The following is an 18330-nucleotide window of genomic DNA, read 5'->3' as shown; positions in this document are numbered from 1 at the left end:
AGTGCCTGCCGGACGGTCGAGGCCCCGCCGGCGATGTCCACGCCGTTGTCCCCGGCGGCCTGGCGCGCTGCGGAGTAGGCCGCGTCGAAGCCCTCGGTGACGAAGTGGAAGGTCGTTCCGCCGTCCATCTGGATCGGGTCGTGTCCGTGGTGGGTCAGCACGAACACCGGCGCGTGGTAGGGCGGTTCGGCTCCCCACCACCCGGTCAGGTCCTCATCCCAGTCCCCGCGGACCGGGCCGAACATGTTCCGACCCATCACATACGCGCCCCGTGGGCGCATGAGCCACTCGTTCGCGACCTTGTCGGCATCGTTGGCCCGCGGGTCGCCGATGTGCCAGCCGTGCAGCTCCAGCCCCCGCTTGCCCAGGGGGTTCTCGCGGCTCTGGTCCGGCCCGGCGACGAAGCCGTCCAGCGAGATCGACATGTGGCAGGTGGTGTCCGGCATCGCGAACCTCCAGAGTGATAGCGACTTGCATGCGGTCGTGGGGGATTCTGGGGATCGTAGCGTGTGATGGCATCCTCGACCACCGTCTCCGGCGGCTGGTCGCCGGCCGTCGCCTCACTCAGGGCGCAGGCGCCGGATTGTGGGTCTCAATTTCGGTCTGGGCCTGGTTGACCAGAAACTCAGCCGCCTCGGTGAGCGCGTCGATCGCACTGCACGTTGCCCCGGCCCAGGAACGCGACACTAGATCCGAAGGACACCTACTGTTGGGCTACTGCATTGCTTCCGGGATGCCGAATCGCTTCCCAATGAGTATGCGGACGGCCGCTTCTAGAGGCTGATCTTCCAGCTCAACGCCCTCGCCCCCGTAACGAATTCCCGTTTCGTCGCCCACCGCTTCGATGTCAAAAAGGTTGAGGACCTCGGCCACGCGCACCTGATACTCGGTGGCGGTCATTTGGCGAGACGCACGAACTGGAATTGTGCTGAGGGTGCGCGCGACCTCAGCATCGATGGATTCAGTCATGGGCGCACTTTTCCATGACGTTCGCCATTGCACAAGGGGCCCCTTCGGATCGCATACGAGAGTATGAGGCGACGTCAGGCATTGGCTGGGTGATGATGACGCTGTAGCCGAGGCTGTGGAGCTGGCGGATGGCGCGGTTGGTGGCCTTCTGTGGGTTCGCGAGCGGCTCGGGATCTTCGTCGAGGTCCTGGTACATGACTCAACTTCACACTTGACCCATCCCGGCCTTCCTGAACTTGACCTGACACTTATGGGACCAAGGCCCACAGGTGGGTACCGTTAAGCCGTCCTAGTGGGCTCCAATCAGGTTGACACAATCAGTCACGCCGAGAATCCCGTCCCTAGATGCCTAGGTCATGTCCAGGTGCTAATCAAGACCGGAGGCGTGGCCCGGAGGCCGGCACCGTGTGCAGATGCTGATCACGAGGTCATCAGTATCGCCCGCTTGGTGAACACGCGGATATTCCTTGGCTGAATTCAAAAATGATGTGTTTGAGCACATGTACCGCCAGCTCCGCGGACAATAGCCGGTAGCAGCCGCTTGACCGTCAGGCGAACGTGTAGGAGAGCTGCTCGTTGTAGATGAATCTGATCTCGCGTCGAAATCGACGACGCCCGTGACGACGATGCAGTCTTCACCGCCGTCCTTGCTAAACACGTCAGGTATCACGGCTTTGTTTGCGCCCGCAGTGCTTAGGAACCGAAGAAAGTGCTGCTTGCTGTCCAAGGTCAGGCCCAGATCGACTTTTCGACCCGTCCCCTTCTCGCGAAGGCGGGCACTCAGCTGGCCCTGCTCTTGTACTCTTCGATGTAGCACTTTGTGCTCTTTGTCTGGCTCGGGCTCGTGTCCTATCTATGGTCGATTGTTCGACCTTATCCTGAGCGTTCCGGACATCTGAGGCGACCGATGACTGGGGGAGTAGGAACACCATGGAACAGAAACTCTGCAAGAAATGCAGCAGCGAACTCCCGGAAGACCATAAAGGTGCACGGTGCGATGATTGCAAAGCGGAAAGAATGCGCAGAATAAAAAAGATTGGCCTTACGATTTGCGCCGGTGTAGTTGTTATTGTCGGAGCAGTTTTTGCGACCGCCAAACCTAAAAACGATGAAGACAGCGAAGACAGCGAATCGTTCGGCTCTGATAGCAGCAAGGCCGCTGAAATGGGCATCTCGCTGTCCGATTACCTGAAATTGAGTGAGGCAATCGAGGACGGAAAGATTTCCCTCGGCTGGGCCAATTCCAACGTGGATGCGATCAGAGACGGATTACTTACAGCCGGTGAGGTCATCTACTTCGGAACCGGTACCGACGACGATGATTGATCACGCCGCCATTCTGGCCCCACTCACCAACCATGAACTCCTGGCCATGCCATACGCACTTCTGTCCGAACTGAACCGTCGCGGTATCATCCGCACCAGCGATCTCGTTGGTGGAGTCGGTGAACACCTCGCTTGGCGAATGTACGGAGGGGTCCTCGCCTTGAACGGCAACAAAGCTTACGACCTCACCGATCCCGGGGACCGTCTTATCCAGGTCAAGACCCGGGTGGCGAATCGCAGCGAGGGACAGCTTAAGGTCACCTTCAAAAGCTTGGACGGCTTTGACACCTGTCTCGCGCTGTTGCTGGCACCGGAGACTCTTCAGCCGGTGATGGCCAGGGAAGTCAGCCGTGGAGACCTTGAGGCCATGAAGGCACGGAAGTCGTCCCTCTTTATCAGGGACTTCCGCACGGCCGGCGTCGACGTCCTGGATCGCGCCTCGGAGGCATGGGCAGCTGTCGGCCGCCACGGGTGAGCACCCACCGACGAGCCGTCACTGAGCGGATGCTGCATCTCTTTCTTGTGCTTCCGCTCTTGTTCTTATCTCCTCGGCCTCCTTGCGCTTCCCGACGAGCAGTTCGACCAACTGCTCGTCAGTGATCCAGTTATGCAATGCCTTGAGCCTGCGGCTGCGCCACATGCCACCAGGCACCTTCTCGTAGATCAGCGCGATGCCCGCCCGGACACGGGTGCCCACCGGCAGGTGCCTCAAGTCGCTCATGTCTCCTCCTCCATGTGTGGTTCCATTCTTCTCCGCGACCCGCATCTCGGACAGAGCGGGTCGGTGGCCGGCTGATGACTAGACCAACGAGCCTCGGGTTATTAAAAGCATCCGCGAAGAATTCAGCTTGCCGACGGCGGCAGAGCTGGAGAGCCACTTCCAAGCCCTCGGTCAGCCGGAGACTATGCGCCGTGCAATCCGGGTGTTCATCGACGAGGAAACGTTCTGCCCCGGCTTCCAGTTCAAAGACAGGTACTTTCACGAACCGGCGCTGCGACTCTTTGACCACGCGATGAGCCTGAAGATCCCACAGGTCAGATGAACGCCGTCCCTGGCTTATCGGGGTCGCCACCAAGGGTTACGAACCTCAATTTCGGGGTGGTGCTCTGTGACCCACTCGGCCATCCGACGGCCCCGTCCCGCGATGAACTCCAGCGTGGCCTCCCGGTACGTCACGTAGTCATCCTTTGTGGCCGGTGTCCCGGGAACCTCGAATTTGCCGAAGGTCAGGTAGAACCGAACGGCTTTGTAGTCGGGCGTCACGAGGTCTGCCGCATGACGGGGACGGGAGTTACCGGAAGTCCAGTCGGAGCTCCGGGACGGGATGGCACTCTGGCCAGACATCGCGAAACTCGCGCCCGCTAGGCCCGGCCACAGGAGGTCCGGCATTGCGGGCAGCACTGGGCGTTCACGTCGGGACGGCAGCGCAAGGGTTGGTGGCTGCGCGAGTACGCCGCAGAAGAGTTTTGCCAATTCTTTGCCAACGAGTGCCTTCCAGACAAAGCAAAAGGCCCCACTTCCCTTTGTTTGCAAAGGAAGCAGGGCCTTTCTCATTGGCGGTGACGGTGGGATTTGAACCCACGTTGGCTTTTACACCAAACAACATTTCGAGTGTTGCACCTTCGGCCGCTCGGACACGTCACCAACCTGACTAGGGTACCGGAGCAAGGCGCCCATCCACAAAACGAGCCCCAACGGCACCCGCCCGCCGACTCGCCGGAACCCGGCACCCTTCCCCGCGAACAGCCCGGGCACTAGATTCGTAAGCACAATGACGACTTCTGAACAGCACGCCACGGCCACCGCCTATTGGACCGTCGGCCCCGAACAAGGCGAGCTCCGCAGGGAGGACCTGCCCGCCCCCGGCCCCGGGGAGGCGTTGGTCCGGACTCTGTATTCGGGCATCAGCAAGGGCACCGAACTGGTAGTCCACCACGCGAGCGTCCCGGAGTGCGTCGCCAACGCGATGGCCGCCCCCAACCAGGAGGGGTCCTTCCCGTACCCGGTGAAGTTCGGCTACCTCACCGTGGGGGTGGTCGAGGACGGACCAGAGGGCTGGGCCGGGAAGACCGTCTTCTGCCTCTATCCGCACCAGGACCGCTTCATCGTCCCGGTCGAAGCCCTCACCATCATTCCCGACGGCGTCCCGGCCCGCCGCGCGGTGCTCACCGGCACCGTGGAAACCGCGATCAACGGACTCTGGGAGGCCGGACCCCGCCTGGGCGACAGGGTTGCTGTGATTGGGGCCGGACTGGTCGGCGGTATGGTGGCCAAACTCCTGGCCGGCTTTCCGCTCGCGCGGCTGCAGCTGATCGACGTCGACCCCGCCAAACGGGCGTTCGCGGACGCCCTCGGCGTCGACTTCAGCCACCCCGACGACGCCCTCCCGGACTGCGACATCGTGATCCACTGCTCGGCCTCGCAGGAAGGACTGCAACGAAGCCTGCAGCTGGTGGGCGACGACGGCGACATCATCGAAATGTCCTGGTACGCCGACCGGAAAATCTCCCTCCCATTGGGGGAGGACTTCCACGCCCGCCGGCTGTCCATCCGCGCCAGCCAAGTGGGGATGGTGGCCCGCGCCCGCCGGCACCGCCGCACCAACGCCGAGCGTCTCGCGCTCGCCGTGTCCCTGCTGCAGGATCCGGTCTTCGATGTCTTCCTGACCGGCTCCTCGACGTTCGCAGAGCTCCCCGGCGTCGTCCAGCGCCTCGCCGACGGCAACCTGGACGCCCTGTGCCACGTCATCGAATACCCGTCCTGGGACGCTCAATCCGCCGCCCAGCCCACTGAGTTCAAATCCGCCGCCCAGCCCACCGAAGCCACGAGGTAGCCCGTGTTTAGTCTGACCGTCCGCCGCAATTTCATGATCGCCCACAGCCTTCCGCGCGAGGTCTTCGGCCCGGCCCAGGGCCTGCACGGGGCCACGTTCGTCACGGAGGTGACCTTCCGCCGTCGTGAGCTCAATGACGACGCGATTGTGCTGGACATCGGCGCGGCAGGGGAAGCGGTGGACGAGATCCTGGACGAGCTGAACTACAAGAACCTCGACGAGCACCCGGACTTCTCCGGCAAGCTGAGTACCACCGAAGCCCTCGCCCGGTACATCGCCGACGCCGTCGCCGCCCAGATCCGCGTCGGCAACGACGGGCGCGACCTCGCCGGGCTGGACGTCACCCTGCGCGAGACTCCCGATGCCTGGGCCAGCTACTCGCTGGACTTCGACGTCCGCTAGGCGCCGCAGATGCCGCCGGCCAGCCCCCACATCCGTCTTGTGGTGCCCGGCAACGTCCGGCACAACTCCGGTGGCAACGTCTACAACGCGGCGCTCGCCGCCGAACTGGCGGCCCTCGGTGCCGCGGTGGAAACCTGCCCGCTCGACGGCGACTGGCCGGGAGGCAGCGCGGGGGACCGGCGGCGCCTGGCCACGCTGCTGCACGCGGGGCCCGACGGCGGCCAGGCCGGGGGAGGCGGCCCTGCAACTGCCGGCACCGCAACCTGGGACACGGTGACGGTGGTCGACAGCCTCCTCGCCTGCGGTGCGCCCGACGAGCTGGAAGCGGCCGCTGCGGCCGGGGTCCGGGTCTGGGTCCTGCTGCACATGCCCCTGCCGGACCACGCGGAGCGCGAACGCAGGGCCCTGCGGGCCGCTGCCGGCGTCATCTGCACGAGCGGTTCGGCCGCGGCGGGCATCCGCGCCCGCCACGGCCTCGACGGCCTCCGGGTGGCCCTGCCCGGGACCGCCCCCGCGCCGCTCGCGGCCGGCAGCCGGTCCGCCGGCGCTCCGCACCTCATTGCCGTGGCGGCCCTGCTGCCGAACAAGGACCAGTCGCTCCTGCTGGACGCGCTCGCCCGGCTCACGGTTGTGCCCTGGACGGCGTCCCTCATCGGCTCGGACACCGCCGATCCGGCCTACGCCGCGCAGCTCCGGAAGTCCGTGGAACGCCTGGGCCTGGCCGGGAGGGTCCGCATCCCGGGCGAGCTCCGGGGCCCGGCACTGGATGCTGAGTGGGATGCGGCCGATCTCAGCCTGCTGATCTCCCGGGCCGAAACCTACGGCCTGGTGGTCACCGAATCGCTGGCCCGCGGCATTCCCGTGGTGGTGCGCGAGGGCACCGGAGCCGTCGAGGCGCTCGCCGCCGGCACCCTGCCCCGGCAGCCGGCGGCCGGCACTCCGACGCCGGACAGCCCGCCGGACTTTCCGGCGCCCGGGTTGCCGGGCGCCGCCGTCGGGCTCGGAACGGACCCCGCTCCGCTGGCGGACCTGCTCCGCCGCTGGCTGGACGACCCCGGCCTCAGCGACCGCTGGCGGGAGGCGGCAGCGGCCGCCCGGGGCCGGTTGCCCGGCTGGGACGCCACCGCCCGGACCGTTCTGGGCTTCCTGTCGACGGAACCGACGGAACCCACGGAACCCACGGAACCTACCGAAACCGCGGAAACCGCGGAACTCGGTGAAACAGAGGCACCCAGAAACCAGACGGCGCCGGTTGATACGGCTTCTTGATACCGCTGACAGAGAAGCTGTTGGAGAATGAGCCCATGAGCACCCACCCTGTCGCCACGCAATCGCCGTCGGTAGAAAAGCCCGTCAACCTGCCGGAGCCGCAGAGCCTGACCCCGGAGCGGCTCCGGGCATGGTCCTGGCACCGGCAGGGCCTGGATGGCTCGCTGGCTGGCTGCACGGCGGAGCAGGTCCTTGCCCGGGCAGGCTGGGCCCGGTCCGTGGGCGGCGCCAACCCCTACCTCACGCTCTTTGCCCGCGCCGGGATCCGCCGCGACGAGGTGGACGCCGACGTCCTCGCCCACCGGATCCTGGAACTTCCGGCCGCCCGCGGCTGCACGTACGTCCTGGGCCGGGAAGACTTCGCCTGGGCGCTTCAGCTGGGCCGGGACGCGGCCGAGTCCGCGTTCAAGGTGGTCGGCCGGCTCGGCGTGGACCGCGGCGAGATCACGCTGCTGGAAGAGCAGGTGCTGCACACCCTCGCCGAGGCGGAGGGGCCCATGGACCCGCGGCAACTCAAGGACGAGCTCGGCGATTCAGTGCGCAACCTTGGCGAGGAAGGCAAGAAGAAGGGCGCCACCACCACGCTGCCCACCGCCCTGGGGATCCTGCAGTCCGACGGCCGGATCCGCCGGGTCCCGGCGAACGGGCGCCTGGACCAGCAGCGCTACGCCTACCAGCCGTGGGGCCTGCCGCCCAGCGATCTTGACGACGAGGATGCGCGCACTGAGCTGATCCGCCGCTACCTGGGCTGGACCGGCGGGGCCACCTTCAAACAGTCGCAATGGTTTACGGGGTTCACCGTGGCGCAAAGCAAGGCGGCCCTCGCCGCCGTCGGCGCCGTCGAGGTGCCCACCGCCTTGTCCACAGTAATGGCCGGGTCACAAGCCGCCGGCGGCGGGGACCCGCTGTGGATGCTGCCCGAGGACCTCGGCAGCCTCGCCGCCTTCGAGGAGCCGGCGGGGGAACAGATCCAGCTGCTGGCAGGAACGGATTCCCTGTTCCTGCTGCGCCGCAACGCGGCGGACCTGCTGGCCGAGGAGGACCTGCACAAGCCGGCACTGGGGTCGCTCGCGCTGCAGGCGGATCTCCCGGACCACCCGATCCTGGACCGCGGCCTGATCATCGGACTCTGGCAGTACGATCCGGCCCAGGAACGGATCGTGCCCTGGCTGTTCCACGGCCCCACGCCCGCGGTGACGCAGCGGATCGCCGAGGTGGAAGCCTGGATCCGCGAGGACCTCGGTGATTTCCGGGCCTTCAGCCTGGACTCTCCGGCCTCCCGGCAGAAGCGGATCGATGGGCTCGCGGCTTCCGCGGCAGCCTCAGCGTCACCGGCTGGCGCGTCATCTGCCGGCGGCGCAGGCTAGCCGGAACGGATCAGGCGCGGTGCCCGGCGAAGAAGTCCCGCAGCAGCGCTGCGCACTCCTGCTCACGGACGCCTGCAACCACTTCCACCCAGTGGTTGAGCCGGCGCTCGCGGAGGATGTCGAACACGGAACCAGCGGCGCCGGCCTTCTCGTCCCAGGCACCGAACACCACCCGCGGAATCCTGGCGAGGACGATCGCTCCAGCGCACATCGCGCAGGGTTCCAGCGTCACCACCAGGGTGCAGTCCTCCAGCCGCCAGCCGTCGTCGCCCTTGCCCTCCAGGGCCCGGTGCGACCGCAACCGCGCGGCGGCCTCCCGGATGGCGACCATCTCGGCGTGGGCCGTCGGGTCCCCGAGGGCCTCGCGTTCGTTTCGCCCGGTGCCCAGCACCGAACCGTCCGGCCCGATCACGACGGCGCCGATCGGCACGTCTGCGGTGGCCAGGGCATTCCGGGCCTCAACCAGGGCAAGGCCCATCCACTGGGCATGGCGCGGCTCCGGGGAAGTCATGGGTCAATGATAGTTTCGATCCTAAGCATGCTGTTCAGCCCGGCTGCGCAGTCCACGGGTTCAAATAGTCAAATATTCGGGAGACGGCCGTGACCACCAGAACAGAGAACTGGCTGACGGAGCGCTGGGGCAAATGGGTGGTGCCCTACGCGGCGCTGTGGATCACCATGCTGATCGGCGGCGTGGTGGTGGTGATCCTGGCCCTGACGAGTGCCGAGGTCTACGACAACGTGGTGGACGACGCGGGCCTGGCGAACCTGGACAAGCCGGCGCTGGCGTTCATGGAGCAGCTTCGCAACCCCGGCCTCGACGCGTTCATCACGGGATTCACCAACATCGGCGGCGGCATCGGGATGCCCATCCTGGCCAGCATCCTCACGGCAGTGCTCATCTACACCTCCCGGTCGTGGCGGCCGCTGATCCTGATCGGCGGCGCAGCCGCGGTCTCCGTGACGGCCACGTCCCTGGGCAAGAAACTGATCGGCCGGACCCGCCCGGACCATGCCGACGCCGTGCCGCCCTACGAGAACTCGCCGTCGTTCCCGAGCGGCCACACGCTGAACACCACGGTGGTGATCGCGCTCGTGGTGTACCTGGCCTGCCTGCACATCAAGCGGACCGGCGCCCGGATCGCCCTGATCGCCGCTGGTGTGATCTTCATCGTCGCGATGGGCCTGAGCAGGGTCTACCTGGGCCATCACTGGATGACGGATGTGATCGTCGGGTGGGTCATTGGTCTGGCGTGGGTGGGGATCGTGATCCTGGCCCACCGGCTCTTCCACGTGCTCCGGCACCGCGAACACGCCGGCGACGCGCCGACTTTTGAGCATCCCGCCCACCTGCATGAAGGCGCCACCAAAGGCAGTGCCGTCGGCACTGCACAGGCAGGGACGAACGACGCCGATACCTCCGGCCCCGCGGGACGGTCCTCAGCATCCGGGTGATAGTTTTGACCCATGCGCACTCTCGTTGTGGACCACCCGCTGGTCGCCCATAAGCTCACCGTTCTGCGGGACAAGAACACTCCGTCCCCGGTCTTCCGCCAGCTCACCGAGGAGCTTGTCACGCTCCTCGCGTACGAGGCCACGCGTGACGTCCGCACCGAACCGGTGACCATCGAGACCCCCGTCAGCACCACCGTCGGCACCGCGTTCACCAAGCCCACCCCCCTGGTGGTCCCCATTCTCCGCGCCGGGCTCGGCATGCTCGAGGGCATGACCAAGCTGGTCCCCACGGCCGAGGTCGGCTTCCTGGGCATGGCCCGCGACGAAGAGACCCTGGACATCATCACCTACGCTGAGCGCCTCCCCGAGGACCTCACGGACCGGCAGATCTTCGTCCTCGATCCCATGCTGGCCACCGGCGGGACCCTGCGCGAGGCCATCAAGTTCCTCTTCAAGCGCGGCGCCTCCGACGTCACCTGCATCTGCCTGCTTGCCGCCCCGGAGGGCCTGGCCAAGCTGGAGGAAGAGCTGTCAGAGGCCAACGTGACAATCGTCCTGGCCTCAATCGACGAGAAGCTCAACGAGAAGTCCTACATCGTGCCCGGCCTGGGCGACGCCGGAGACCGCCTGTACGGCATCGCCGGCTAGGAGCGGCGCCGCCGAGGCGCAACACGGAGGATCCCTTCCGCGTCGCCGCGGACCGCGCTAGCCTGTGCGCCATGGATTGGAAACTTGAACTCGTGTTTGTGCCGGTGTCCGATGTGGACCGGGCCAAGGATTTCTACGTCAATAAGGTGGGCTTCAACGCCGACTACGACGAACGGCCCATGGAGGGCCTCCGGTTTGTCCAGTTGACGCCACCGGGCTCCGGCTGCTCGATTGCCATCGGCGAGGGCCTCAACGACGCCCCGCCCGGTACCGCACCGAGCCTGCAGCTTGTGGTCAGCGACATCCAGGCCGCGCACAAGCAGCTCAAGGACAACGGAGTGGACGTCAGCGACGTCGACGTCCAGGACTGGGGGCACTTTGTCCACTTCGCCGACCCTGACGGCAACAAGTGGGCAGTGCAGTACATCCCCCACCGGCCCAACGGCTGATCCCGGCAGGCTCCGCGCGGCAGGCTGACCCGGGGCCATGCGGCAGGATGGAGGCATGAGCTCTGCATCCCGTTCCGGCACCACCACCCTGACCGCCCGCGCCGTCCTGTTCGATATGGACGGCACGCTGGTGGATTCCACCAGCATCGTGGAGCAGGTGTGGACCACGTTTGCGGCCCGCTACGGCCTGGACATCGGCGAGATCCTGCGCTCCTCCCATGGCGTCCAGGCCATGGACACCGTCCGCAGGTTTGCTCCGGCCGGTTCCGACATCCAGGCCCTCGCGGCCGAGCTCGGCCGGATGGAGCTGGCCGAGACCCGGGGCATTGTTCCGGTTCCCGGCGCGCCGGAGCTGCTGGCGAGCCTGCCGCCGGATGCCGTGGCGCTGGTGACGAGCGCGTCACGGGACCTGGCCGGGGTCCGGATGGCAGCCGCGGGGATCGGCGTCCCGGCCGTCTCGGTCACATCGGAGGACGTCATGCGGGGCAAGCCCCACCCTGAGGGATACCTCCGGGCGGCCTCCCTGCTGGGTGTCGCCCCGGCCGATGCGGTGGTGTTCGAGGATGCCCCGGCAGGCATTGCCGCGGGCATCGCCGCCGGCGTCCGGACCGTGGCCGTGGGGCCCAATGCCGGCGAACTGCCGGACGGTGTGCTGCACATTCCCGACTACTCCGGGGTGGCCGTGACCACACACGTCACCGGCGCCGGCCTGCGCACCCTGTCCTTCACTTTCTAGCCCCCACCTTCTAGCCCGCCGCTGCCCGGCCCGGACCTGACGGCGTCGCCCGCCTACCCGGCCAGCAGGTACACGCTGGTCCCGCCCACGGTCCGGGCGGTGAAGTTGTCCTGCACCCAGGCGGCAATCTGCGCGGCGTCGTTGGCTCCGCTTTCGCCCTGCATCAGGCGCCCGGCAATGAAGTAGTGGATCCTGCCGTCGGCCACGTATTGCTGGAACTGCGCCAGGGTCGGTGCGGGGTCCGTGCCGTTGAACCCGCCCACGGCCATCACCGGGAGCTGCGTCGCCAGTTGGTAGCCGGCGGCGTTGTTGGATCCGACGACGGCGGCGGCCCACGTGTAGGGCCCGGCATCTGTCTGCAGCGCGGCCACGAGCGCCGCCGACGGCGTGCTGGCCCCGAGCAGGCCGCCCATTCCGCCCGCCCCTGGTCCGCGGCCTGTGCCTGTGCCTGTGCCGTTGGCCGTCGTGGCACCGCCGAAGCCGCCTCCTGCCGCGCCGCCGAGGGCCGGCGGTATCCCGGCCCCGCCCCGTCCGGACACGGACGGCCCGGCGCTGACAATCGAGCCGCTGTGGGCCGTGGCCGCGGTGGACAGCGAGTAGGCCAGCGGACCGGCGAGGGCCGCGGCGACGGCGAGCGCCGCCGTCGTTCGCGCCACCGTCTTGGACGCCATCATCCCCGTCCCTTTCACCCCCGCGGCCCCCTTGGCGCCCGGGGCCCCTGCGGCCAGCACGAGGCCGGCGGCGGCGAGCGCGCCCAGCAGCGTCACCCAGCGCAGCCACGGCATGTACGCCGCGGTGCGGACCAGGAGTTCGGCGGCCATGGCGCCGGCCGCCACGATCGCCACCGCGAGGACGGCGGCGGCCACGGGCTGGTTCCGTCGCTGCCAGAGCAGGACGCCGCCGAGCCCGGCGAGCCCGGCGATCCCGGGCGCCAGCGCCACCATGTAGTACGGGTGGATGATCCCGGCCATGAAGCTGAACGTCAGCCCGGTAACGGCAACCCAGGAGCCCCAGATGATCACCGAGGCCCGTACCGGGTCGGTGCGCGGCGCGCGGCGGCCCAGCCAGAGCAGCCCCGCTCCGAGCAGCAGCGCCGAGGGCAGCAGCCAGGCGATCTGGCCGCCGAACTCGCTGTTGAAGAGCCGGAACAGCCCGGGCGTGCCCCAGCCGTTGCTGCCGCCCACACTCCCGGTTTCATCGCCGTTCAGCCGGCCCAGGCCGTTGTAGCCCAGGGTCAGTTCCAGGATGGAGTTGTTCTGCGAGCCGCCGATGTACGGGCGGTCCGCCGCGGGAATGAGTTCGACGGCGGCCAGCCACCACCCGGCGGCGACGGCCATCGCCGCGCCCGCGCCGAGCAGGTGAAGAATGCGCCTGCCTGCCGCTGCCGGCGCCGCGAGCAGGTAGGCCACGGCGAAACCGGGGACAACCAGCAGGACCTGCAGCTGCTTGGTGAGGAACCCGAAGCCCAGCAGCACCCCGGCGAACAGCAGCCAGCGCACGCGCGCGTCCTGGATGGAACGCAAGACGGCGTAGGCGGCCGCGGTCATCAATAACACCAGCAGGGCGTCGGGGTTGTTGAACCGGAACATCAGCACGGCCACCGGTGTCAGCGCCATGACCGCACCGGCGAGAAGCCCCGCGCGGTGGGCCAGGCCGGCGTCGGCCGTGGCGGGGGCCGCGGCCCGGCGGACGGCCAGATAGACCAGCCAGACCGTGCCGACCCCCATGAGAGCCTGCGGCATCAGGACGCTCCAGGAGCTCAGCCCGAAGATCCGCACCGACAGGCCCATCACCCACAGCGACGCCGGCGGCTTGTCCACGGTGATGGCGTTGGCGGCGTCGGAGGAGCCAAAGAACCAGGCCGCCCAATCCTGCGACCCGGCCTGGGCCGCCGCGGAGTAGAACGCGTTTGCCCAGCCGGAGGCGCCGAGGTTCCACAGGTACAGCACGGCCGTGGCCAGCAGCAGCCCCGCCAGTTCCAGCCGCATCCGCAGGGCCGGGGCGCCAGGGACGGCGCGCGTGCCGGCGGCAGCCGGGGGCTCCAGTCGCCGACGGCGGTCCCGGGCTTGCGGCCGCGGCCGCCCCGGCATGCGGGCCGGCGCCGTGTCGGGGCGGGGGCTCAGGGTGTCAGTCATGGCGGTCTACGCTCCCAGTTTGTAGACGGTGGCGTTGCCCACGGTCTGGGCCTGGTAGTTGGCCGCGACCCAGGTGGCGACCTCGGAGTTGCCTCCGCGGCCTCCGCCCATGCCGCCCATGCCGCCGGAAATGAAGTAGCCGATCTCGCCGCGGTCCACCATCGCCTGGAACTGTGCGAGCGTCGGGTAGGGGTCGCCGCCGTTCCAGCCGCCGAGCGCGATCACGCTGGTGCCGGTGGCGAGTTCCAGGCTCGCAGCCTGGGTGGCGCCGGAGACAATCGCGGACCACTTGGCGCCGGAGGATTTCAGCAGCGCGGTCAACTCCGCCGAGGACGTTTCCCCGCCGGGGCCGCCGCCCATGCCGGCACTGCCCGCGCCGTCAGTGCCGGCGCCGTCACTGCCGGTCCTGCCTGCCGCCCCGAAGCCGCCGCCCATCGCGGACGCGGTGGGGCCCGACGTGGGGATCGAACCGGAATGCGGCTGGGCGACGGTCGCCAGTGTCCACGCGGTGCTTCCGAGGCCGCCGGCAAGCAGGCAGAGGATCACGACGCCGGCCGTGGCGGCCTTGCGGAACCGCGCCGGGAGAGCCGCCATGCCGTCCGCCCGCAGGAGCAGGGCCGCGGCGGCGAGCACGCCCAGGACCACGATGATCACCCGGAGCCCGGGAAGCCAGGACGGGTCGCGGCCCAAGAGCACGGCGGACCAGACTGAGGTGGCCAGCACCGTCACGGCCAGGACAACCCGGGCGGGCCAGTAGGCCCGGCCCCGCCACAGTTCCAGGGAACCGATGCCGGCCAGCGCCGCGATGGCGGGGGCCAGCGCCACGGCGTAGTACGGATGGACGGTGCCGCTCATGAAGCTGAAGATCCCCGCAGTGATGACCAGCCAGCCGCCCCAAAGCAGGAGCGCCGCACGGGTTTTTGAGGTCCTGGCCTCGCGCCGGGTGAACCACAGCCCGGCGGCCAGCAGGATCAGGGCCGCCGGCAGCAGCCAGGACACCTCGCCGCCGAAGCTGGTCCCGAACATCCGGGTGATCCCGGCCGCGCCGCCGAAGCCGACGTTTCCGTTGCCTCCCGGGCCGCCGGCGATACCTCCCAGGTTTCCTCCGCCGGGCATGCCCCCGCCTGACCCGGTGATCCGGCCCAGGCCGTTGTAGCCGAACGTCAGTTCCAGGAAGCTGTTGGTCTCCGACCCCGCCATGTACGGCCGGACCGAGGCCGGGGTCAGCTGGAACAGCACAACGTAGCTGCCGGCCACGACGGCGATCCCGGCGGCGGCGGCCAGCAGGTGCAGGAGCCGGCGGCCGAGGGTGGTGGGCGCCGCCCACAGGTAGGCCAGGGCCAGCCCGGGAACGATCAGGAAGCCCTGAAGCATCTTGCTCAGGAACGCCAGGCCGATGACCGCGCCGGCTGCGGCGAGCCACTTCCAGCCGGCCTTCTCGATGGCGCGGGTGGTGAGGTAGGCCGCCAGTACCAGGCACAGGGTGAGCATCGCGTCCGGGTTGTTGAACCGGAACATGAGGGCGGCCACCGGGGTCAGCGCCAGGGCGCCGCCGGCGAGCAGGCCCGCGGCCGGCCCGGACACCCGCTTGATGGTCAGGTAGAGAAGCCCGACGGCGGCCACTCCCATGAGCGCCTGGGGAATGAGCATGCTCAGGGCCGAGAAACCAAAGATCCGTCCCGCGAGGGCGGGAATCCAGAGTGCGGCCGGGGGCTTGTCCACCGTGATGGCATTGCCGGCGTCGAGGGAGCCGAAGAGCAGCGCGGTCCAGTCCTTGGTCCCGGCCTGGATCGCCGCGGCATAGAAGGAGTTGGCGTAGCCGGTGGCCTCCAGATTCCACAGGTACAACGCCGCGGAGACCACCAGGAGCAGCGCTGCCGCGGGCCGCACCCAGCGGGGCTGCGGTCCGAACAGCAGCCGGTCCCGGCGGCCTTGGGCGGCCGGCGCCGGGGACGCGGGCAGATGGGGCGCCGTCCCGCCGTCTCCGGGAACTTGGTGTGGCTGTTCCTCGGCGGCCGGCAGCCTGCCGGCCGGGGAACCGCCCTGGGCTCCGGCGGTGGGGCTGATGGTTGCCGTCATTTACTTGGCCTTTTCTGTGCGGGGGAGGGAAGGATCGGGGGCGCCGGGCGCCGGAACGGCAGCGGCGGGCCTGTGGCGGAAAACCACCAACCGGAAGAGCAGGAACTTCACGGCCGTGGCGGCCAGGTTGGCGGCGGTGACCGTGAGCAGTTCAAGCCAGCGGTCCGGGGCCGCTCCCGACGCGGCGTGAACGAGGGCGAGTGCGCCCGAGGTCAGGGCCAGCCCGATGCCGAAGACCAGCAGCCCCTCAAAATGGTGGCGAGCCGCCTGGCTGCCGCCCTGGATGCCGAACGTGAAGCGCCGGTTGGCCGCAGTGTTGGCCACGGCAGTGGTGAGTAAGGCGAGGAAGTTTGCCAGCTGCGGGTCCATGAACCCGCGGCAGAGCAGGAAAATCGCCAGGTAGGCCAGGGTGGAGGCCACCCCGATGCTGCCGAAGCGGACGAGCTGTCCGAAGAGGCTTCCGCCGGGGCTTTGTTCCTGTGCCCGCGAGGCGGCCGGCAGCGGTCCGCGGGCCAGGGCCGCGCGCAGGTCGGGAACCGGGATCCGGCCCGAGACCAGGTCCCGGCTCAACCGTGCCATGCCGCGCAAGTCCGCGAGGGCCGTCTGGACGATGTCCACGCTGGAATCCGGGTCGTCGGTCCAGTCCACCGGGACTTCGTGGACGCGCAGGCCGCACTTTTCTGCCAGGACCAGCAGCTCGGTGTCGAAGAACCAGGCGTTGTCCAGCGTGTGGGGAAGCAGTTGCCGGGCCACGTCCGCCCGGATCGCCTTGAAGCCGCACTGCGCGTCACTGAAGTGGGCGCCCATGAGGGCCTGGAGCAGGAAGTTGTAGCTGCGCGAGATGAATTCCCGTTTGGGTCCGCGGACCACGCGGGAGTTGCGGGTCAGCCGTGTCCCGATCGCCAGGTCGGAGTGCCCGGAAATGAGCGGGGCAAGGAGCGGGCCGAGGGCCGCCAGATCAGTGGAAAGATCCACATCCATGTACGCCAGGACCGGCGACGGCGAGGCCAGCCACACCTTGCGGAGTGCGTTTCCGCGGCCCTTTTCTGCCATATGGACCACCGTCACTTCGCGCAGCTCGCGGGCTACCCGTTCCGCGGCCTTGAGCGTTCCGTCGGTGCTGGCGTTGTCCGCCACGGTGATCCGGAAGGAATGCGGGAAGGCGCCGAGCAGGTACGCGTGGAGCCGGCGCAGGCAGGCCTCGAGGTCCCGTTCCTCGTTGAAGACCGGGATGGTGACGTCCAGCAGGGGCGTGCTGGCGCGCGTATCAATGGCCGTGCGCCGGCCGCCGGGGACGGTCAGGGCCCCGGCGATCGGGCCCGGGACGGGTGCGTCGGCCAGGGCAAGCCCCGAGGGTGCCCCTGGGGCCGCCGGGCCGGCCGGCGTCGCCGTGGAGCGGGGCAGGGTTCCTGTGGCCTGGTCTGTGAATGTCATGGCTCAACTTTCCCGGCGGCCCATATGAGGGCTTTAGGGTCAAGCTGTGCGGGGGCTGTGGAAGTCCGGGCCGCCGGGGCCGGTCCGGCCGTGGAGACGCAAAGAGGCCCCGGATCCATGCGGATCCGGGGCCTCCAGGGCGGGGGGCGGCTAGTGCCGGTTTAGTACCAGTTGTGTGCGTAGTGGAAGTTCAGGGCACCGCAGGGGGAACCGTAGCGCGACTTGACGTAGTTCAGGCCCCAGTTGATCTGGGTCCGGTAGTTGGTCATGTAATCGGCGCCGGCGCTCGCCATCTTCGAGGCGGGCAGGGACTGGACCACGCCGTAGGCGCCGCTGCTGGCGTTCGTGGCGGTGGTCTTCCAGTCGGATTCCTTGGTCCACAGCTTGTGCAGGCACTGCATCTGGCCGGGTGCCCAGCCATAGCTTCCCAGCTGGGACGCGGCGTAGGCCTGCGCGCCGGCGGGGTCGTCGACTGCGACCGGCGCGGCTGCCGGTGCCGGTGCCGGAGCGGCTGCCGGTGCCGGAGCGGGGGCCGCCGCGGGAGCCGGAGCAGGTGCGGGGGCTGCCGCGGGGGCCGGAGCAGGTGCTGCCGCGGCTGCCGGTGCGGCAGCAGCGGGCGCGTGGATCAGCGCTTCGGCTGCCTTAACCTCCGAGATCTGGGGAGCCACGTTCTTTTCCGTGGCAGCGGTCGGCCCAGCCACCTGGACCCGCTCGAAGTTGAGCTTGGCCAGCGGGTCAGCCATCGTGGCCGTCTGGCTCGCAACGTTCGCCGTGTGGGCGCCCGGCTCTGCCGCCTGGCTCGCGGCGCCGCCACCCAGCAGCAGCGCGCACGCGGCGGTGACGACGGCGGCACGGCGGCCGGTTACACCGAGCCCGGCGGCGAACCGCGACAGGGCGGATGCCTGCTTGACCGGTTCGGCGCGGTGGCGCGACTTGGCGGCGCCAACTGAGCGGGAATGCGAACCGCCGTCAGGGCGTGTTTGTACCTGGAATTCAGTCATGGTGGCCTCTCAACGCCGGCGGAGTTAGCTGTCGGGTTCGGATGAGGTCATCCGGCCGCACGGAACATCACGTGTCGGCTTCACCCCGAGGGCGCATGAAAGCAGATTGCCCGGGAACTCTGGGTCCCCCGCCTCTGCCTGGTCCAGCGGAATCCGGGAAGCGGCAGAGTTTGGCGTCCGTCCGGATATGCGGCACCGATGGCGGCGCACGCTAACGACGCTACAG

Annotated in this window: 21 protein-coding genes, 1 tRNA gene and 1 riboswitch; of the genes, 11 read left to right on the top strand and 11 right to left on the bottom strand. The window is 68.6% G+C overall.

Features of this window, described 5'->3' with window-relative positions:
* The 3 genes from AC1DNG_RS20895 to AC1DNG_RS20885 all read right to left on the bottom strand — a co-directional run.
* Positions 1–446: dihydrofolate reductase family protein (locus tag AC1DNG_RS20895; RefSeq protein WP_476888203.1), on the bottom strand; the 446-nt coding region annotated here is incomplete at its 3' end.
* 268 nt (positions 447–714) lie between these two features.
* Positions 715–969, bottom strand: a complete 255-nt coding sequence (locus AC1DNG_RS20890; RefSeq protein ID WP_476888202.1) for a hypothetical protein — start codon at positions 967–969, stop codon at positions 715–717.
* Positions 962–1165, bottom strand: coding sequence for a hypothetical protein (locus AC1DNG_RS20885; RefSeq protein ID WP_476888201.1), 204 nt, complete (start codon positions 1163–1165; stop codon positions 962–964). The genes AC1DNG_RS20890 and AC1DNG_RS20885 overlap by 8 nt, the downstream gene beginning before the upstream one ends.
* Before the next feature lie 734 nt (positions 1166–1899).
* Here AC1DNG_RS20885 and AC1DNG_RS20880 point away from each other — a divergent pair.
* A complete protein-coding gene (locus tag AC1DNG_RS20880; RefSeq protein WP_476888200.1) occupies positions 1900–2295 on the top strand; it encodes a hypothetical protein in 396 nt (131 codons plus the stop codon).
* Positions 2288–2770: a hypothetical protein gene (locus AC1DNG_RS20875; protein WP_476888199.1), complete on the top strand. Its 483-nt coding sequence runs from the start codon at positions 2288–2290 to the stop codon at positions 2768–2770. The genes AC1DNG_RS20880 and AC1DNG_RS20875 overlap by 8 nt, the downstream gene beginning before the upstream one ends.
* A gap of 18 nt (positions 2771–2788) precedes the next feature.
* Here AC1DNG_RS20875 and AC1DNG_RS20870 read toward each other — a convergent pair whose 3' ends face one another.
* Entirely contained in the window at positions 2789–3016 is a 228-nt protein-coding gene (locus AC1DNG_RS20870) for a hypothetical protein (RefSeq protein ID WP_476888198.1), read from the bottom strand.
* Positions 3017–3143: 127 nt separating this feature from the next.
* On the opposite strand from AC1DNG_RS20870, the gene AC1DNG_RS20865 reads away from it, so the two are divergent.
* Positions 3144–3338 (top strand): hypothetical protein, encoded by a 195-nt coding sequence (locus AC1DNG_RS20865; RefSeq protein WP_476888197.1) that lies wholly within the window; start codon positions 3144–3146, stop codon positions 3336–3338.
* A 14-nt stretch (positions 3339–3352) separates the two neighbouring features.
* Here the strand turns inward: AC1DNG_RS20865 and AC1DNG_RS20860 are convergent, their stop codons facing one another.
* Both AC1DNG_RS20860 and AC1DNG_RS20855 read right to left on the bottom strand, forming a co-directional pair.
* A complete protein-coding gene (locus tag AC1DNG_RS20860; protein WP_476888196.1) occupies positions 3353–3640 on the bottom strand; it encodes a DUF6994 family protein in 288 nt (95 codons plus the stop codon).
* A 210-nt stretch (positions 3641–3850) separates the two neighbouring features.
* Positions 3851–3940: transfer RNA gene (locus tag AC1DNG_RS20855), tRNA-Ser, on the bottom strand.
* A 127-nt stretch (positions 3941–4067) separates the two neighbouring features.
* Between AC1DNG_RS20855 and AC1DNG_RS20850 the strand changes: the two genes are divergently transcribed.
* Genes AC1DNG_RS20850 through AC1DNG_RS20835 form a run of 4 tightly spaced genes read left to right on the top strand, consistent with a single transcriptional unit; the run spans position 4068 to position 8167 of the window.
* The gene (locus tag AC1DNG_RS20850; protein WP_476874427.1) at positions 4068–5129 is read left to right on the top strand and encodes a zinc-dependent alcohol dehydrogenase; all 1062 of its coding nucleotides are present in this window, start codon (positions 4068–4070) and stop codon (positions 5127–5129) included.
* A gap of 3 nt (positions 5130–5132) precedes the next feature.
* Positions 5133–5531, top strand: a complete 399-nt coding sequence (locus tag AC1DNG_RS20845) for a 6-pyruvoyl trahydropterin synthase family protein (protein WP_476888195.1) — start codon at positions 5133–5135, stop codon at positions 5529–5531.
* A gap of 9 nt (positions 5532–5540) precedes the next feature.
* A complete protein-coding gene (locus AC1DNG_RS20840) occupies positions 5541–6800 on the top strand; it encodes a glycosyltransferase family 4 protein (RefSeq protein ID WP_476888194.1) in 1260 nt (419 codons plus the stop codon).
* 35 nt (positions 6801–6835) lie between these two features.
* Positions 6836–8167, top strand: coding sequence for a DNA glycosylase AlkZ-like family protein (locus tag AC1DNG_RS20835; protein ID WP_476888193.1), 1332 nt, complete (start codon positions 6836–6838; stop codon positions 8165–8167).
* 10 nt (positions 8168–8177) lie between these two features.
* On the opposite strand, the gene AC1DNG_RS20830 is transcribed toward AC1DNG_RS20835, so the two are convergent.
* Entirely contained in the window at positions 8178–8678 is a 501-nt protein-coding gene (locus tag AC1DNG_RS20830; RefSeq protein ID WP_476888192.1) for a nucleoside deaminase, read from the bottom strand.
* Positions 8679–8767: 89 nt separating this feature from the next.
* Between AC1DNG_RS20830 and AC1DNG_RS20825 the strand changes: the two genes are divergently transcribed.
* The 4 genes from AC1DNG_RS20825 to AC1DNG_RS20810 all read left to right on the top strand — a co-directional run bounded on the left by AC1DNG_RS20825 (position 8768) and on the right by AC1DNG_RS20810 (position 11455).
* Positions 8768–9622, top strand: a complete 855-nt coding sequence (locus AC1DNG_RS20825; RefSeq protein ID WP_230008678.1) for a phosphatase PAP2 family protein — start codon at positions 8768–8770, stop codon at positions 9620–9622.
* Between the two features lie 12 nt (positions 9623–9634).
* On the top strand, positions 9635–10270 hold the full coding sequence (gene upp, locus AC1DNG_RS20820; RefSeq protein WP_018774274.1) for a uracil phosphoribosyltransferase: 636 nt from the start codon (positions 9635–9637) through the stop codon (positions 10268–10270).
* A gap of 71 nt (positions 10271–10341) precedes the next feature.
* Positions 10342–10719, top strand: a complete 378-nt coding sequence (locus AC1DNG_RS20815) for a glyoxalase superfamily protein (protein ID WP_026266579.1) — start codon at positions 10342–10344, stop codon at positions 10717–10719.
* A 55-nt stretch (positions 10720–10774) separates the two neighbouring features.
* Positions 10775–11455, top strand: a complete 681-nt coding sequence (locus tag AC1DNG_RS20810) for an HAD-IA family hydrolase (protein ID WP_476850628.1) — start codon at positions 10775–10777, stop codon at positions 11453–11455.
* Positions 11456–11508: 53 nt separating this feature from the next.
* On the opposite strand, the gene AC1DNG_RS20805 is transcribed toward AC1DNG_RS20810, so the two are convergent.
* The 4 genes from AC1DNG_RS20805 to AC1DNG_RS20790 all read right to left on the bottom strand — a co-directional run bounded on the left by AC1DNG_RS20805 (position 11509) and on the right by AC1DNG_RS20790 (position 18104).
* Positions 11509–13590, bottom strand: coding sequence for an ArnT family glycosyltransferase (locus tag AC1DNG_RS20805; protein ID WP_476888191.1), 2082 nt, complete (start codon positions 13588–13590; stop codon positions 11509–11511).
* 6 nt (positions 13591–13596) lie between these two features.
* Positions 13597–15669 carry a glycosyltransferase family 39 protein gene (locus tag AC1DNG_RS20800; protein ID WP_476888190.1) on the bottom strand — a complete coding sequence of 691 codons (2073 nt, stop codon included), beginning with the start codon at positions 15667–15669 and terminating at the stop codon, positions 13597–13599.
* Positions 15670–17103 carry a bifunctional glycosyltransferase family 2/GtrA family protein gene (locus tag AC1DNG_RS20795; RefSeq protein WP_476888189.1) on the bottom strand — a complete coding sequence of 478 codons (1434 nt, stop codon included), beginning with the start codon at positions 17101–17103 and terminating at the stop codon, positions 15670–15672. It lies immediately after the preceding gene.
* Positions 17104–17264: 161 nt separating this feature from the next.
* Positions 17265–18104 carry an aggregation-promoting factor C-terminal-like domain-containing protein gene (locus tag AC1DNG_RS20790; protein ID WP_476850624.1) on the bottom strand — a complete coding sequence of 280 codons (840 nt, stop codon included), beginning with the start codon at positions 18102–18104 and terminating at the stop codon, positions 17265–17267.
* Positions 18104–18263: riboswitch (cyclic di-AMP (ydaO/yuaA leader) on the bottom strand. (Overlaps the previous gene by 1 nt.)
* Positions 18264–18330: the final 67 nt, after the last annotated feature.

The sequence above is a fragment of the Arthrobacter sp. 01T425 genome (genome assembly GCF_056398725.1).
This window is presented reverse-complemented; position numbering and strand designations above follow the sequence as displayed.

What these genes read in the sequence shown, in the direction of transcription:
- AC1DNG_RS20835 (WP_476888193.1), top strand. Translation starts at nt 6,836, where the DNA reads ATGAGCACCCACCCTGTCGCCACGCAATCGCCGTCGGTAGAAAAGCCC.
- upp (WP_018774274.1), top strand. Translation starts at nt 9,635, where the DNA reads ATGCGCACTCTCGTTGTGGACCACCCGCTGGTCGCCCATAAGCTCACC.
- AC1DNG_RS20800 (WP_476888190.1), bottom strand. Translation starts at nt 15,669, where the DNA reads ATGACGGCAACCATCAGCCCCACCGCCGGAGCCCAGGGCGGTTCCCCG.
- AC1DNG_RS20795 (WP_476888189.1), bottom strand. Translation starts at nt 17,103, where the DNA reads ATGACATTCACAGACCAGGCCACAGGAACCCTGCCCCGCTCCACGGCG.
- AC1DNG_RS20890 (WP_476888202.1), bottom strand. Translation starts at nt 969, where the DNA reads ATGACTGAATCCATCGATGCTGAGGTCGCGCGCACCCTCAGCACAATT.
- AC1DNG_RS20840 (WP_476888194.1), top strand. Translation starts at nt 5,541, where the DNA reads ATGCCGCCGGCCAGCCCCCACATCCGTCTTGTGGTGCCCGGCAACGTC.
- AC1DNG_RS20870 (WP_476888198.1), bottom strand. Translation starts at nt 3,016, where the DNA reads ATGAGCGACTTGAGGCACCTGCCGGTGGGCACCCGTGTCCGGGCGGGC.
- AC1DNG_RS20885 (WP_476888201.1), bottom strand. Translation starts at nt 1,165, where the DNA reads ATGTACCAGGACCTCGACGAAGATCCCGAGCCGCTCGCGAACCCACAG.
- AC1DNG_RS20875 (WP_476888199.1), top strand. Translation starts at nt 2,288, where the DNA reads ATGATTGATCACGCCGCCATTCTGGCCCCACTCACCAACCATGAACTC.
- AC1DNG_RS20815 (WP_026266579.1), top strand. Translation starts at nt 10,342, where the DNA reads ATGGATTGGAAACTTGAACTCGTGTTTGTGCCGGTGTCCGATGTGGAC.
- AC1DNG_RS20880 (WP_476888200.1), top strand. Translation starts at nt 1,900, where the DNA reads ATGGAACAGAAACTCTGCAAGAAATGCAGCAGCGAACTCCCGGAAGAC.
- AC1DNG_RS20790 (WP_476850624.1), bottom strand. Translation starts at nt 18,104, where the DNA reads ATGACTGAATTCCAGGTACAAACACGCCCTGACGGCGGTTCGCATTCC.
- AC1DNG_RS20830 (WP_476888192.1), bottom strand. Translation starts at nt 8,678, where the DNA reads ATGACTTCCCCGGAGCCGCGCCATGCCCAGTGGATGGGCCTTGCCCTG.
- AC1DNG_RS20810 (WP_476850628.1), top strand. Translation starts at nt 10,775, where the DNA reads ATGAGCTCTGCATCCCGTTCCGGCACCACCACCCTGACCGCCCGCGCC.
- AC1DNG_RS20850 (WP_476874427.1), top strand. Translation starts at nt 4,068, where the DNA reads ATGACGACTTCTGAACAGCACGCCACGGCCACCGCCTATTGGACCGTC.
- AC1DNG_RS20860 (WP_476888196.1), bottom strand. Translation starts at nt 3,640, where the DNA reads ATGTCTGGCCAGAGTGCCATCCCGTCCCGGAGCTCCGACTGGACTTCC.
- AC1DNG_RS20805 (WP_476888191.1), bottom strand. Translation starts at nt 13,590, where the DNA reads ATGACTGACACCCTGAGCCCCCGCCCCGACACGGCGCCGGCCCGCATG.